Annotated in this window: 14 protein-coding genes; 7 read left to right on the plus strand and 7 right to left on the minus strand. The window is 29.0% G+C overall.

Annotation, left to right across the window (positions count from 1 at the left end; translation table 11 throughout):
• Window positions 1–42: 42 nt before the first annotated feature.
• The 4 genes from RWN11_RS00500 to RWN11_RS00515 form a co-directional block, all read right to left on the minus strand.
• The gene (locus RWN11_RS00500; protein WP_314159842.1) at window positions 43–1107 is read right to left on the minus strand and encodes a hypothetical protein; all 1065 of its coding nucleotides are present in this window, start codon (window positions 1105–1107) and stop codon (window positions 43–45) included.
• A gap of 255 nt (window positions 1108–1362) precedes the next feature.
• Window positions 1363–1467, minus strand: a complete 105-nt coding sequence (locus RWN11_RS00505; RefSeq protein ID WP_081450717.1) for a putative holin-like toxin — start codon at window positions 1465–1467, stop codon at window positions 1363–1365.
• A 256-nt stretch (window positions 1468–1723) separates the two neighbouring features.
• Window positions 1724–3250 carry a hypothetical protein gene (locus RWN11_RS00510; RefSeq protein WP_314159843.1) on the minus strand — a complete coding sequence of 509 codons (1527 nt, stop codon included), beginning with the start codon at window positions 3248–3250 and terminating at the stop codon, window positions 1724–1726.
• 298 nt (window positions 3251–3548) lie between these two features.
• Window positions 3549–4487 carry a hypothetical protein gene (locus RWN11_RS00515; protein ID WP_314159844.1) on the minus strand — a complete coding sequence of 313 codons (939 nt, stop codon included), beginning with the start codon at window positions 4485–4487 and terminating at the stop codon, window positions 3549–3551.
• A gap of 319 nt (window positions 4488–4806) precedes the next feature.
• On the opposite strand from RWN11_RS00515, the gene RWN11_RS00520 reads away from it, so the two are divergent.
• From RWN11_RS00520 to RWN11_RS00550, 7 genes are all read left to right on the plus strand, one after another.
• A complete protein-coding gene (locus RWN11_RS00520; RefSeq protein ID WP_314159845.1) occupies window positions 4807–5094 on the plus strand; it encodes a hypothetical protein in 288 nt (95 codons plus the stop codon).
• Window positions 5087–5428, plus strand: coding sequence for a hypothetical protein (locus tag RWN11_RS00525; RefSeq protein ID WP_314159846.1), 342 nt, complete (start codon window positions 5087–5089; stop codon window positions 5426–5428). The genes RWN11_RS00520 and RWN11_RS00525 overlap by 8 nt, the downstream gene beginning before the upstream one ends.
• Window positions 5421–6761, plus strand: coding sequence for a cell division protein FtsK (locus RWN11_RS00530; RefSeq protein ID WP_314159847.1), 1341 nt, complete (start codon window positions 5421–5423; stop codon window positions 6759–6761). The genes RWN11_RS00525 and RWN11_RS00530 overlap by 8 nt, the downstream gene beginning before the upstream one ends.
• Before the next feature lie 18 nt (window positions 6762–6779).
• Window positions 6780–7178: a hypothetical protein gene (locus tag RWN11_RS00535; RefSeq protein ID WP_314159848.1), complete on the plus strand. Its 399-nt coding sequence runs from the start codon at window positions 6780–6782 to the stop codon at window positions 7176–7178.
• A gap of 242 nt (window positions 7179–7420) precedes the next feature.
• Window positions 7421–8713: a Rep family protein gene (locus RWN11_RS00540; RefSeq protein WP_314159849.1), complete on the plus strand. Its 1293-nt coding sequence runs from the start codon at window positions 7421–7423 to the stop codon at window positions 8711–8713.
• 87 nt (window positions 8714–8800) lie between these two features.
• Window positions 8801–9028 (plus strand): DUF3173 domain-containing protein, encoded by a 228-nt coding sequence (locus RWN11_RS00545; protein WP_314159893.1) that lies wholly within the window; start codon window positions 8801–8803, stop codon window positions 9026–9028.
• Window positions 9015–10250, plus strand: coding sequence for a site-specific integrase (locus RWN11_RS00550; RefSeq protein ID WP_314159850.1), 1236 nt, complete (start codon window positions 9015–9017; stop codon window positions 10248–10250). The genes RWN11_RS00545 and RWN11_RS00550 overlap by 14 nt, the downstream gene beginning before the upstream one ends.
• A gap of 685 nt (window positions 10251–10935) precedes the next feature.
• Here the strand turns inward: RWN11_RS00550 and RWN11_RS00555 are convergent.
• The 3 genes from RWN11_RS00555 to RWN11_RS00565 all read right to left on the minus strand — a co-directional run bounded on the left by RWN11_RS00555 (window position 10936) and on the right by RWN11_RS00565 (window position 14325).
• Entirely contained in the window at window positions 10936–11157 is a 222-nt protein-coding gene (locus RWN11_RS00555) for a hypothetical protein (protein ID WP_314159851.1), read from the minus strand.
• A gap of 206 nt (window positions 11158–11363) precedes the next feature.
• Complete coding sequence (locus RWN11_RS00560) at window positions 11364–12407, minus strand: restriction endonuclease subunit S (protein ID WP_314159852.1); 1044 nt, start codon at window positions 12405–12407, stop codon at window positions 11364–11366.
• Window positions 12400–14325, minus strand: a complete 1926-nt coding sequence (locus RWN11_RS00565; RefSeq protein ID WP_314159894.1) for an N-6 DNA methylase — start codon at window positions 14323–14325, stop codon at window positions 12400–12402. The genes RWN11_RS00560 and RWN11_RS00565 overlap by 8 nt, the downstream gene beginning before the upstream one ends.
• Window positions 14326–14638: the final 313 nt, after the last annotated feature.

Consider the following 14638-nt stretch of genomic DNA (forward strand, 5'->3'; position numbering starts at 1 on the left):
ATTATTGGCGGGGTCTTTTTATTAAATTCATTTCATATATAACTACTTATCTTTCTTATATAGGACCTCTAAATCACTTGACCATAATTCATCCATACCTGTACTATATGGATTTCCGTCTTTAGAACGTGAATCATGATTCTTTTTAGTTTTTTTATATCTTATAATTACTTTTATACCTTTAAGATTTGCTCTTTCTAAAGCACATTCTAACATCTTCTTAATTTTTTCAGATGAATAACACTCTGCCGATTTAACTTCAGCTACATTGTCAACACATTCCACCATTATGCACTTAAGATTTTCTTTAGTTATTTTTATAAAATCACAATCTCTTACTGTTGTATGATGTTTAAACCTAGTGTGAAAACGATAGCCTCCATCTTCTCCTTCTATATATTTTATCATCTGATTTTCAATTTCAGATAAAGAAGAAAAATACAGAGGTTCTTGGGAATCCTCAATCGGATTATATCTTGTTATTTTTATCTCTCTTTCAGAATTTAAAATTTTATGTGCTTTAAAAACAAAAGTAATCGGTCCATAATAACAAATTACTTTACTACCTATATCACTATTATCAAAGAATATATCATTAAAGATATCTCTTTGTTTATCTCCTTCATCTGATTTTTGATAAGTCTGTAGCAAGCCAGTATCTTCCCCATATTTTCTTGAGAATAATTTCTTACTTGTAATAAATCCTAAAGAGGTTATCACGCTATTAGCATGATATAAATATACTTTTCCTTTTTCTTTTCGTTTTTCTTTTTCTATATCATTCTTTAAAAGTAATAAGTAAATAGCATTAAAAACTTTATTCAAGTTGTTTATGGTATGTTCATCTAAAGATTCTTTATCTTCACTCAATATATCTACATATTCAGAAATAAATTCTCTGGCCTTATTGTTCTCTGAATAATTATCTTTCCGCGGTCTGAGAACACCAAATACTTGTCGATTTTCTACTATTATATTTATCATCTCAATAATTTCAGATGTATTTAATTTTTTATCACTTTCTTTAAAATTAATAATTACATCTAAAGTTTTTTTGAAACTATTGCTATTTCTCAAATCTTCTAAAAATTCTTTATTTTCATTCATAAACTATCTCTCCTTTTTTTCTTTTATATAATTATAATATTATATAATCAATAAACAATTACTTTCTATATAATTTTATTTTGCAAATAACTTTATTTAAATAAAATTTAACCACTAATTTAGTTTATCAAAATCTTTGATTTCTTATTTCATCTATGCTAAAATATAAATATAAAAAGAGAGAGCCGTTTTAAAGACGGTGGCTCTGGTTTAGTTATTACATAACCATCTTACCTTGCCAAAGTATAAAGATGGTTATTTTTTATTGTCTTTTTTTAACGCTACAATACATGCACTAACTACTGAAACAATCAATAGATTTATTCCAATAATCGTCTGTACAATTTCGTAAGCTGACAACTTGCTACTCCTTTCTTCAAGATTTTAGTGTATGCGAGCATAGCACCATCCCCTTTCATATTGAAGTAGCCACCATCTTTATCGGAAGTTTTACACTCCCTAACTTCTCTCTCCAGCTCTGATTATATCAAATTAAACTGAGATAATCAACTATTTACGGATACGCTTTACAGCTAGTATTTCAAAGAAAAACTATGGCTTATATCTACAAAAGACTAACCTTTTGGTTAGTCTTTTGTTAGTCTTTTGTTTTGTCTTATGGGCGTTCTGTACGAACTTCTCCAGTTTTAGAGTTTACCCATACAGTATAAGTTTCTTGTTTTTGAACTTTACGAACTTTAGTTACAGGTACAACTTTTGTACCAACTTTAACTTTCTTAGTTTCACGGACTTTTCTGTATTCATGACTTTGAGGTTGTGTGTTCCTATCTCCTAAAGCTAGTAACATATCGTCAATTTGAGACGCTGTGTAATCATCACTCCAACCAACTACTTTTAGCAGTTTACCGTTTTGATCAACGATATCTAACCAGTAGTCAAACAGTTGTTTAGTTTCGAACACATCTTCAGTTGTATTTTCTGTATATTCTTCATCTACAGTTACTGTACGAGTACGTGTTTCTTCTTTCCAATTTCCATTATCTTCTTTTGGAGTAGAAGGAACTGTTGGTTCACTTGTGCGAACTTCTCCAGTTTTAGAGTTTACCCATACAGTGTAAGTTTCTTGTTTTTGAACTTTACGAACTTTAGTTACAGGTACAGTTTTTGTACCAACTTTAACTTTTTTAGTTTCACGAACTTTACGTACGAAGATTGTTTTAGGGTCTTTTACAGTAGATGGTACAGCTAGTAATTCATCATCGATTTGTGATTGAGTTAAATCACTATACCAACCAAGGTGTTTAATTAGTGTACCTTGACCGTCAACTAAGTCGATAAAGTCGTCGAATAGTTGTTTAGTTTCGTAAACATCTTCAGTTGTGTTTTCTGTATATTCTTCATCTACAGTTACTGTACGTGTACGAGTTTCTTCTTTCCAAGTTCCATTATCTGTTGGATTAGATGGAATAGTAGGTTCATCTTTTGGTTGAGTACCTACTGGAGTAGTTGGTTTATCAACTGGTTTTGTTGGTTCTGTTGGTTTTGTAGTACCTACGGGTTTAACAGGCTCAGATGGTTTAGTTACATCTACAGGTTTTGTTGGTTCAGTTGGTTTAACTGTGTCAACTGGTTGAGTAGGTGTAACAGGTTTAGTTGTATCAACTGGTTTTACCGGTTTAACGCTGTCAGTTGGTTTAGTAGGAACTACTGGTGTATCAGGTTCAATTGCTAATACTTTCTTAGTTTCATATTCAAAACTTACAGAACCTTTGATAGCGTGAGATTTCACAGTTTTAGCGAATTCCACACGGTCGCTAACAACAGCTGTATTTGGTAATGTTTTTACTGTTTTAACAGCTGGTGCTTGTGTTCCAAAGCTTACTTGAATGTCTTTCACTTGTCCTTTAGTTAAGTTACCAAAGTTAACAGTTTTAGCTTGAGTTCCGTCAACTGTATATGTTGTTTTAACTTTTTGAACATCTTCATGAGCAGTAACACGGATTACAGCACCTTGTTCATTTTCTAATACAACAGCACTTACTTTACCAGTCTCTTGTTTAGGTTCAGTAGTTACTTTTACATCATTTTCAGCTTTAACGTTTTGATTGACACTAGCTGTTGTTACTGTAGTTAATGCAGCCGCTGCTAGTAGATAAGATACGGCTTTTTTCGATTTTTCCATAATATCCTCCAAATTTCTATAATTTGTCTTCCTATGAAAATAGGAAAAAATTTAATTTATATAATTTAATTAAGACCATTATATCAAAAAAAAAAAAAACGCAAGCTTTTTTTTACATAAAAATAATAAGATTATTATGAATTATTTTAGGTGGTTTTAGAAATGATAACTAACTATTTTCTGTAAGCACAAAAAGCACTTTTCTAAATTTTTTAGAATAGTGCTTTTCTTTATATCTTTAAAGCTAACATTAATGAAATTATTGTTAGCTTAATATTGTATTTTATCTATTGTATAACTAAATTTCTCCCTCTTTATTCAGCTTATCTAAAATTTGATTTCTTTTTCTATAAGTATATTTTAGAAAGTCTATATACATTTCTCCTGCTTCGATTATTTTACGCTGAAAATTAAGGTCTGCTTCTAAAATCTCATCTTTACTATAAGCAGAATATACTGTATCATATACTAACTCTCGTTCTATTAAAGAATCTAATTTAGATATATCTTTTTTCACGATTGAGTACACTCTGAATCCTATAGATTCTTCTGTTGGTATTTTATGATTTTTAACTATGTCTAGAAAAATCTCAACAATATTATCAGTATCGAACTGATTTTTAAATGTGATACCTTTGTCAATATACACATTCTTTCCATTTTCTTTTGTTCGCACTATATTAGCAGAATCAAGAAATTTTATAAATTTTTCTAAGAATTCATCTTTTATATTTTCAAGTAACTCTTTTTCTGCTAAATATCTGGAAACAGGTATATCCTCAGATTCTAATTCTTCTATATTAATACCTATAAGCGGAGCATTAATTTCATTCACTATTTCCTTATATGCTTTAGTCTCTGCAAAATATATATCATCTATTAATGTATCATCTAGTATTTCCTGCTGTTCTTCTGTCAGATTTTTACATATACATTTCATTAAATCGTAAATATATTCTGAGATTTCTTCATTATCTCCCCAGTAAAGCATTCTACTAACCCTTTTTCGCTCTGATTCTGATAATCCTTGCCCATATAGACTTTCTAATATTTTATTAGTAGATGTTTCAGTTAATAAATATGGATTTCTCTTTGTTCGCTCCCCTCTTACAATCCATGTTATAAGGGTGGCGTTATCCTCATAGACTTTAAAAGAATTCAAATTCTTTTTCTTAATAAGTTTTCCTATCCTATTTGATGCCTTCTCACAAAAGAAATCTTGCAAAGCTATCTCCATAATTCTTCACTCCTCGATTTTAGTATTTTGTTATTTAATATTTTAACATAATATGTTTTTTTACACAAGTGAAATGTAATATATTATTTGCAGATAAGATAACTACAATGTCATTTAAATGCTATTAGTATAAGACTATATAGATAAAAGAAAGAATAAAAGATAATTTAAGGTCCGTGTATTTGCTCATTAAAATTATACCTCTAATACCTTAGCAATACATAACATATTGGATTATAATAATATGTAAGGAGGTAACCTAGTGTTATTCAAATAACACTCATGATAATATCAAGCAATAGAAAGGAGTTGAAAATAAATGCTTAATTATAATCTTGAACGTTTTCAAGCACATATACTAGCTAATTATGGGAATGTTGCTTATCAAAGAATTTCAAAAGATACATATTTTAAAACTGTTCCTAACGAACTCTATGAAATATGGTATTCACCATACAAATTTTCCTTTAGGAGTTTTAAAGATGTTAAGGATTTGCCTTATTTGAAAGGGGAAGCACTTATAATATATTACTATAATATTATTATGACACATATACAACTAAAAATAATATTTAATAAATTGAAAGGAGGGCTTAGCAATGGCTAAACCTAATTGGAATAAAACACTATCAGAGGTTTTAAAACACCCTACTATCGAGGTGCTATTAACAAGTAAGAATACAGGAAAAGAGTATACAGCTGATATAGTTCGACAGCTCCCTGTGGTTTCAACAGGAGTAATGGATGAAGTTGAAGGTGGATTCAAGTATTCAATAGTAGATACAAAAAATAATCTAGAATACACCATTAAAGCCCCTCAAAAATTAGATGTTAAGTTTGGTACAATTCTAGTATTTAGAAATGTACGTGGAGGAGCTACTTCTACTGGAAGTGGTTGGTACTCTGCGGAATCTGTCGAAGTAGCTCAACGAAATGAATAAGTATCGCAGAATTATTAGAAAGCGAGATAGTAAATATCAAAACCATCAGATTTTATCGGTGGTTTTGATAATAACTATCTGCCTTTCATTGTTACTTACATTTATAGTATATAGCTTCTTTAAAAAGTACTTAATTCACAATTTTATTTTATCTATAAGTCTATTATCATTAATTATTTTCTTCTTAGTGGTTTCACTTAAAAACAGAGAACAAGTTTCTGTCTTAAAGATAGATAAAATGAGTAAAAAAGCAAATAAATTAGCTAATAGAATAAACAAATTATTTAACGATAAAACAATCACCGATGTACTAAAACTTAGTAATTCTACTAGATATGGCGAAGAAATGCCAGAAATATACGTATTTCTTGATAGTTCTTTAAAAGAAGGTTTTATAGCTATAGAAAATATTTCAAATTTTGACAGGGCGGACCGTGATAAATTTGAACAAAAGATATCTGGAGTATTATCTGGGAAATATCAAAAATATTCTGTTGTAAGCTCTGAGTTGACACTTGATGATAGTTTTATATTATTTTACTTTGAAGATACTATAACATCAGAGAGATTAATTATTAATAATACTGGTGATATAAAAGAGAATATCTCTGAATGTGAACACCATATTAGACTGGCTAAAAATCTTGTGTGGCAATCCAATATTACTGCTCATTTGTCAATAATAGCACGCACACGTGCAGGTAAGTCAGTTCTTGCTGGTGAATATATGGCTAAATTAATGCTCTTACAAAACTGGATTGTTGAATATAACTCAGCAAAATACGATAGATACGTCAAAGAATTCAACGGGAAAAGTGACCCTATTGAAATTGTTGAACGTGCTGAATATTGGTGTTCTGTCATGGATAATAGACTACAAGAAATCAATAATGCTGGGAAGGATAAATACCTAGATATGAAAGATATGCCTAATATAGCCATTTTCTTTGATGAACTTGGTAATTTAAACGCTTCTCTTGAATCGCTTGATAAAACAGATAAAACACTAAAAATTACATCCAGATGGATAACAGCAATTAACAGACTTTCAGCTACAGGAGCAAGTGCAGGGATACATATAATTGCAATATCTCAATTTGCCACTAAAGAAGGATTTTTACCATCCTTAGCTAGAGTAAACTGTTCTGATGCTGTAATTATGCTTGGTGGAGCTGCTGATTCTCCAACAGAGAGACAATATCTAATGAGTGGATTCGCAGACCTACCTAAACGAAGTTACAAAAAAGGGCAAGGAATTGCCCGAATACAAGGATCAGGAAGAAAATGGGAAACACCCCATTTTTACGAAACCCCTTACTTTAAAAAAATATAAATTCAGGAGGCATAACAAATGCGCAAAATTAAACAATTTAACATTGTACTTAACGATAAAATATTAAGAGAATATGCACGATTATACGATGAATCACTTCGTGCACTTACGCGAGAAGAGGATTATAACAATGATAAAATCAGTGAAATAGAAGAATGGATATTTAATGAATATTTATTCCTTGTGGATATTGCCAAAAGTACGTTTGATGTGGAATTATTATCTAATGCTTTTATTAACTTATATATTTCTTCAGAAAGATTTTACGATGAAATTATGGAATATTTCTATGATACAAGGAGTTTGGAAGAGAAGCAAATTCAAATGTCCGAATTTGAACATCGTTTCAAAATCAAATATAATTTTGCGAAATCATTAATGGATAGCTATGAATGTTACGACACTTTCTTCGCATAATTTACTATTTTAAAATTATGAAGTTAATAATTAATTAATTCCTAACGCCTGCGTGGAACAGGGCTTGTCAATGTTCCACGCAGTAAAAAAACAATAAAATCAATGCTTTAAGTCGATTTTCAAAAAAATAAAATCAAGAAAAATCAAGAGAATAATTAAAAGAATAATTAAAAATCGATTTTAAATATTCTCAGAATAGGAGATAATCCATGATAAAAAAAGAAGCAATTTTAAAAACAATAATGCTAGTTCAACAGTTAGACCCTGCTTATTGGGATTTATGGGAAAATAAGGACTCAATAACTACAGCAAATAATGGTGATTTAAGACCACTTTTAGATGAAATCATTTCAAAATTAAAAAGTAATGATATTATACCATCTGAAGTATATTCCATACTTCATGATGAAGACTTATACGAAGATAACAGTACACTTAAACCAAAACATATACATATACTATTTAAATTTGAAAAAGGTGCAACGCTTAACAATATAGCATTAGCTATTGGTATAAATCCACAATATTTAGAAAAGCTTAAATCTGGAAGGTATGGTTACGATAATTGCTTGGCATACTTGATTCACGCTAAAGATGAAAATAAACATCAATATAAACCAGAAGAAGTATTAACTATTCTTGGTGAAAACTATATGGATATATACAAAAAAAGAATTAATACTTGGTTTAAAGGAAGAGCAACGAAAACAGCTAAAGAAACAAATTTAAGTGTTGACTGGCTTATCTCTAAAATTGCAAATGGTGAGATAAATAAAGAAAAAATCTTGCTTACCAATGAATACTATACTATATATTTACATCATAAGAGAAAGGTTAATGAGGCGATAGACACATACAACGAAAAGAAAACTATAAAGACTATTAATGACTTAGAAGATGGACAATTTAAAAAGACTATTATTTATATACAAGGTCATAGTGGTATTGGTAAAACTAGATTTGCAAAAGAGTTAATAAAAACAATTAAACATCTTGCATTACACTATTCTGGAGAAATCTGGGAACACTGCATTACAGCATCAACTAACGCATTTGATGAGTTTAACTCACAAGAAATATTATTGCTTGATGACATACGAGGTAGTAGTATGAATGTTTCAAATTGGCTTAAACTCTTGGACCCTTTCTCTATTTCACCCATTTCTGCACGCTATCATAATAAGCAGGGAATTTCTAAAGTTATCATCTTAACAGCACCTCATGCTCCTGGTAAGTTCTTTTACGAAGCTGAAGATTCGGCGGGTGAAGATTCTGACCAATTTTATAGAAGAATAGATTTACAAATAGAAGTTACTAACAAATTCCTATTATCTACCCCATATAAACGAGTAATTCCAAAAGAAGAACGGAAAGGAACATGGTATAGAAAAAATACAGAGTATCTATATATTTTCTCAAATCCAAAATCATACAAGAAAGATGAGCTAAAAAAAATAATAATTAAAAAAATTATAAGAAATATGCATTGGACAAAAAAAGATTATCCTTCCGCCGACCAAAGCAAAAAAGGATAACCAAAAGATTAAATAGCAATATTACTATCTATTGCTATTATCTCAAATTTAAAAATAAATAGCAAGGAGTTTATTATTATGACAATGATAAATAGGACAATTAGTAAAAATGAACTAATGAAATTAGGATACAAACAACATACTTCAGTATCAATAATTAGACAAGCAAAGCAAATTATGGTAAAACAAGGGTATGCATTTTATAACAACAAAAGATTAGGTCGAGTACCTATTTCAGTAGTTGAAGAAATATTAGGGATTACCCTTCAAGTTAATTATGATACTTCGGAGGAAACTTCTAATGGCACAAATTAAAACTAAATATGCAGGTATATATATAGATGATAAAGGTAACTTCTTTTATCAAACAGAGCTTGGAATTGATAAAATGACAGGTAAAAGAATACGTAAAAAAGGTAGAAAAGATAAAAACGGTAAAAAGTTTTCATCTGCAAATGAAGCAAATAGAGAGCTTATACGTATTAAAAACGAATATATGGAAAATCGAGGATATTCTAATTATAGAATGACCTATAAACAATATATGAACAACATCTATATTCCTTATTATAAAACTACAGTTAGTAAGCATACATTTTCTATTAGAAGAAAAATTCTTGAAACTATTCGAGATAGATTTTCTAATACTATGCTACGTTCCATTTCACTGGAACAAGTACAAAATTATAGAATGTGGCTTCTTTCAGATGAGGAAGATGGTGGAGCTGGATTTTCACAAAGTTATGCAAGTTTAATATTTGGAACTTTTAGAAAATCATTAGATTTTGCATTAACAATGGGATATGTAGAACAAAATATATCAAAGCGTGTAGAAGCAATACCTAAAGGGAAAGCTACTGTCCCATACTGGACAAAATCAGAATTTGAAGCTGTAATATCTAAAATATATATAGGAAATACTTATGAGCATTTGAACTTTATTATGTTATGGATTTATTTCATGACGGGTATTAGAGTTAATGAAGGCTGTGCCTTAAGGTGGAATGATGTAGATTTTAAAAATAAAAAGTTACGTATTCACAATATGCTAATAATACAATCTAAAGAGGATTGGACAATAAACCCCTATACCAAAACTAAAAATGGTAGACGAACTATAAGTCTAGACTCGGACACGATTTCAATTTTAAAAAAATGGAAGAAAACTCAAAAAACAATTGGTTTAGGTAATGAAGATGATTTTATTTTCTCTTACGATGGTTTACCTATGATTAAATCTACCATATCAAGAATAATTGCTAGATATTCTAAACTAGCTGGAGTCAAAAAAATTCAAGCTAAAGGATTAAGACATAGTCACGCTAGTTATCTCATAAATGAATTTAATATATCTATACTAATACTATGTAAAAGACTTGGTCACTCATCGCCAGAAATAACGTTAAAACACTATTCACATTTGTGGACTGGTGCAGATGAACATATCGCACTAGAAATGGAAGGAAATATAGTATATAATAGACCTAAGAAAAGCCTTATAAATTTTAACGGTAATCAAGTATTAAAATCAATTTAAGGCAACCCCACCAATTACCCCACCAAAACTAGCTTTTTTATCTTTAAAAGTTGATATACGGGGGCTCACGGGTAAGAATCTACTATTGAATGGGAATAATATACTAAGGTAACTTAAACCGAGAAACCTTATTTTAACAGCATTTATAAGGTTATATGTAGACTAAAAACAATAAAAAACACTTTGGATTGTCTCCAAAGTGTCTCCAAAACCACTATTAATATTTATAGTGGTTTTTATAATTCTCATTAATAAATCTCAAATTTAAATCTCAATTAAACTAGTAAATAAAAATATTTCATCTTAACATTTAATAAATTATACTTACGTATTATTAAAGTTTCTTTCTTATATTTATAGTTAAACATAGGATACGTAAATACCTTATCAATTACAAGTTTACACTTACAAATATCTTATTTAGTTACATATATACTTGAATCCCCACTGACTTTGTAATCTTTAATAATTACACCTATATCAAAACTTAAATTTCCTAATCAATAATTTATTTAAAATTACATAATACTATTAACTTTTTTTCTTCTATCTATAGTATCACTTTTACATTTCAAAATTCAACATACTATTTTTCTTATAAAACTCTCATATTTATTCTATTACTTATATCACTTTTCTGAAAGAATAGTGATTGCTAAAACTTGTAGTTTTACCATTAATGGAATTATTGGTAAAACCTCACATCTGTAATCACATCAACTCCATTAGCCTGAAACACCAACTCCCCAGTCTTCGTTTCCACCTGACATACCCCATCGTGATTCTTAGCAGCTAATACCGTATGTGTTGGTGTTACTAAAGAAGTTAAACCTACACCTGTACCTACTAAACTTAAAGCTAACGAATAGTTCATAACTTTACTTAATTTATTTCTATTCTTATTCATTAACAACTTTCCCCTTTATACAAAAGTATTTTATTTATTTCTTCTAGTTTAGCAAATATTTATTTTAAAATTACTTTAACTCTCCTAACCCATAAATAAAAACTCTCCACAATAAGCGAAGAGCTCTTATTTAATTTCAATATACCTCGTTATTGGACGCTTACGATTTTTTTAATCACTTCTTGCCATTAAGGCAAAACAATTCTTTATTTAAATAACGTATATTCTTTTATAAAATTCTCCATGTACTCCCAATCAGGTTCATAATATTTATTTACTAATATAGCTGGCAAAAGAATATTTGTATTCTTCAATGATTCCATCTTAAACGCTCTTCCATATGAGTATTTATATCTTTCCTTATCAAGAATTGTTTTTAAGAACAAAGCGTTATATTTATTTAATTTTTTACTTCTACAAACAATTATATGATCTCCAGTAGCAAAATCGTCTTCCTGATAAAATATTGTAGCTGTTGTATCACCAATTATTATAGAATTACCTGCTTCTTTCTTTATAATACTATTATTCGACACATAACAATCAACCCCATTATTCTTTTCAGTTCTTGTAACAAAATTTATATTCTCCTCATTTTTAAAATTGCTAGTCTCAATCTTTTGTTTAATATGAGCCTTTCCCTTATAAATCTCATCAAAAACTTCATCTAAACAAAAATATTTCCACCCTGTAGTATCTATTATTTTTTTAGAATTTTTACTTATAAAAGGACTTTTAAGATTAGAAAGAAGTTCTCTTTGATCTTTTTCTATTTCTTTCATATAGTTTTCCATAAAAATCAAATCAGGCTCCAATTCCCCATTCACCTCTGTTGTTGGAAGTTTTATAATAAGTTCAGGAAGTTTGTTCGTAGCATTTCTACCATAAGAAAATCTGAAAGATTCATAATTTATAATGGTAGATAGAAATAATAAAACATATTTGTTGCTTTTATACTTCTCTTTCAATTCTAATGCTTTAACTCTAGTTCCTATATAAAAATCAGACGGCTGTACGTATGATATAAATATACCTCTATCTGATAAACTCAATGTTTTATCCTTATCAAATAGTTTTCTATCTCCTATAGTGTCTACATAAGCTCCAAATCCATTATTTTTCCCACCATGGGATATTACCAACTTATCCCCTATCTCAATATCTCTTAATATCAAATCTCCACCTGTATAGATGTCAAATAATTCTTCTATTCTAAACTCATTCCATTTTCCTATATCTATATTACTCATCTATATCCTCCGTAAAATATGAATGTATTAAATTTAACATATCAAAATCATTTATTTCTTCTGTTACAATATCTAAGTCCTTTTTCATGGAAAATAATAAATAATCTTTTACAGTCTTATCAAAATCTGATTTTGATAATCCACTATAGTCAGTTTTTGAATAAGCATAAATATTCCATTCAGATTTTGGGGTGATTTTTGTTTTTAAGCTTTTAATTCCATCATCATAGTTATTAGAATGTAATGCTTCTAATAACTCGTTTTCAATACCATTCCAATTTCTAAATAAATCTGTTCTACCTTTATTTTTTGTTAAAACAAAGCCATCATCGTCCAAATCATAAAAAGCAATTTCTTTTTTATAATCATGTGGTAAATTTGTCTCGAAAACAGCAATAGCTGTATACGTTCCTGCATTTGGTTGAAATAAATCCTTTGGCATATTAATAACAAATTTAAGTGTGTGTTTTTTTAAAATATTCTCTCTAATGATGTCATCTTTAGAGTAGGCTGAATAAGGTGCAATAATCACACCATATCGCGAACAGTTATCAAGCATTTTTGTTAAAAATGTTATTTCTTTCGGTGTAGGGTCTTCTTTGTTTTCCTTACCTGAATATGGAGGGTTTATAAATCCAATAGTCGGCTTTACTTCTTTTAAAATTCTATCTACATTAGAATCCCTAATTGAATCATAGTTATATATATTTGATTTCCCATCTCCCCTAAAAAGCATATTTGATAAAGCACAAATATACATAGTAGGGTTTAATTCAAAACCAAATAGTTGATTTTCTTTAACATTATTGATGGCTTCAACTTTATCAGACCTATCACTATTTTGAATTAAAGAAATTAACTTGTTCATCCCAGCTATAAGAAAAGCACCTGTTCCACAACATAAATCTAATATCACATCGTCCGCTTTCATAGGAATTAATTTTGTAAATAGCGTTGTTATATGCCGTGGAGTTAAAACAATACCCTTTTTTACATTTGACACACCCGCATATCTTAAAAACTCCTCGTAAAATTTACCCATAATATCATAATTTGAACTTGTTGAAAAATGGTTATTAAATAAAGGAATTATACTTTTTTCAAGGATTTTCAAAATAGTTTTGAGTATATCACTATTTTGCATAGTTGGGTCATTTGCAATAGATTTTAATTCTGCGTCTAAAACTTCTATTTTTTGGTTTGGGATATTCTCACCCTCTAAAATATCCTTAACCTTTGGATATAAATTAGTTAATATATCCTTTCCTGACATATTTTTATAATTATCTATAAATGTATTCGTATAATCTTTAGGCTTAAATAAAGAAATCATCAAAGCTGACAATAAAATCGGTCTCTTCTGTGAATCTATATTTCTCAAAAGATTGTTTATCGTTTTACTGGCACTACTAACTGTCTTTATTGCTTCTTCTTCATCAAATGTATTGAATATTGCTAAAAAATCTTCTTCTGAAAGGAAATTAGTTACCTGTTTTAATTCCTCAATTTTCATATTTCTTATAATAAAGCAAGAAAAACCATGCCCATATGAATCATCTAAATCTCCACTTACCGCTATCCCTAATATTTTATAATTTTCAAAATCTTTTTTGTTGAAAAAACTCAAATACCATTTAATACCAGCTACAGCTCCCTTATTGATATCATCAATATTGTGGTCTAACATTCTTGGTTTTTCTTCAACTAAAATCAATAGCTTTTCACTTTTATTAAAATAAATCCTATCAGGATAACCCTCATTCCCTTTTTGGTTTTTTGATGCTTTAGAAAGAGCGTTTATTATTTCTTCATCTAGTTTTGAGTAGGTTTTACTGTCATCCCAATCTGCTACAGAATAACCTAAACTTTGTAGTTTTTTAGTTACACTTGGTGTAACAATCTTATCTTTTCTTGCCATTTTAATTATTATCTCCTTATTCTTTATGATCTCTACAACATCTTCAATTTTACAATCCATTGCTACACTGATTTTCTCTATCAAGTCGAGGTTTACATAAGCGTTTTTGCTCATCCTTGAAACTACGTTACTTGTTATATTGCAGCCTTTTTCAAATCTTCTTTATTCATTTCTTTTTCAACTAACAAATGCCATAAAGCTTTATAACTAATAGCCATTTTATTGTCTACTTGTCTTATTAAATTATAGCATAAACCAGTGTAAAAATCATCTGCTGTAATTTAATACTTGTGTTTGCGTTAGTAATTCTTTA

The sequence above is a fragment of the uncultured Gemella sp. genome (genome assembly GCF_963519265.1).
Lineage (GTDB): Bacteria > Bacillota > Bacilli > Staphylococcales > Gemellaceae > Gemella.

What these genes read in the sequence shown, in the direction of transcription:
- RWN11_RS00565 (WP_314159894.1), bottom strand. Translation starts at nt 14,325, where the DNA reads ATGGCAAGAAAAGATAAGATTGTTACACCAAGTGTAACTAAAAAACTA.
- RWN11_RS00500 (WP_314159842.1), bottom strand. Translation starts at nt 1,107, where the DNA reads ATGAATGAAAATAAAGAATTTTTAGAAGATTTGAGAAATAGCAATAGT.
- RWN11_RS00550 (WP_314159850.1), top strand. Translation starts at nt 9,015, where the DNA reads ATGGCACAAATTAAAACTAAATATGCAGGTATATATATAGATGATAAA.
- RWN11_RS00540 (WP_314159849.1), top strand. Translation starts at nt 7,421, where the DNA reads ATGCTAGTTCAACAGTTAGACCCTGCTTATTGGGATTTATGGGAAAAT.
- RWN11_RS00530 (WP_314159847.1), top strand. Translation starts at nt 5,421, where the DNA reads ATGAATAAGTATCGCAGAATTATTAGAAAGCGAGATAGTAAATATCAA.
- RWN11_RS00535 (WP_314159848.1), top strand. Translation starts at nt 6,780, where the DNA reads ATGCGCAAAATTAAACAATTTAACATTGTACTTAACGATAAAATATTA.
- RWN11_RS00520 (WP_314159845.1), top strand. Translation starts at nt 4,807, where the DNA reads ATGCTTAATTATAATCTTGAACGTTTTCAAGCACATATACTAGCTAAT.
- RWN11_RS00510 (WP_314159843.1), bottom strand. Translation starts at nt 3,250, where the DNA reads ATGGAAAAATCGAAAAAAGCCGTATCTTATCTACTAGCAGCGGCTGCA.
- RWN11_RS00515 (WP_314159844.1), bottom strand. Translation starts at nt 4,487, where the DNA reads ATGGAGATAGCTTTGCAAGATTTCTTTTGTGAGAAGGCATCAAATAGG.
- RWN11_RS00555 (WP_314159851.1), bottom strand. Translation starts at nt 11,157, where the DNA reads ATGAATAAGAATAGAAATAAATTAAGTAAAGTTATGAACTATTCGTTA.
- RWN11_RS00525 (WP_314159846.1), top strand. Translation starts at nt 5,087, where the DNA reads ATGGCTAAACCTAATTGGAATAAAACACTATCAGAGGTTTTAAAACAC.
- RWN11_RS00560 (WP_314159852.1), bottom strand. Translation starts at nt 12,407, where the DNA reads ATGAGTAATATAGATATAGGAAAATGGAATGAGTTTAGAATAGAAGAA.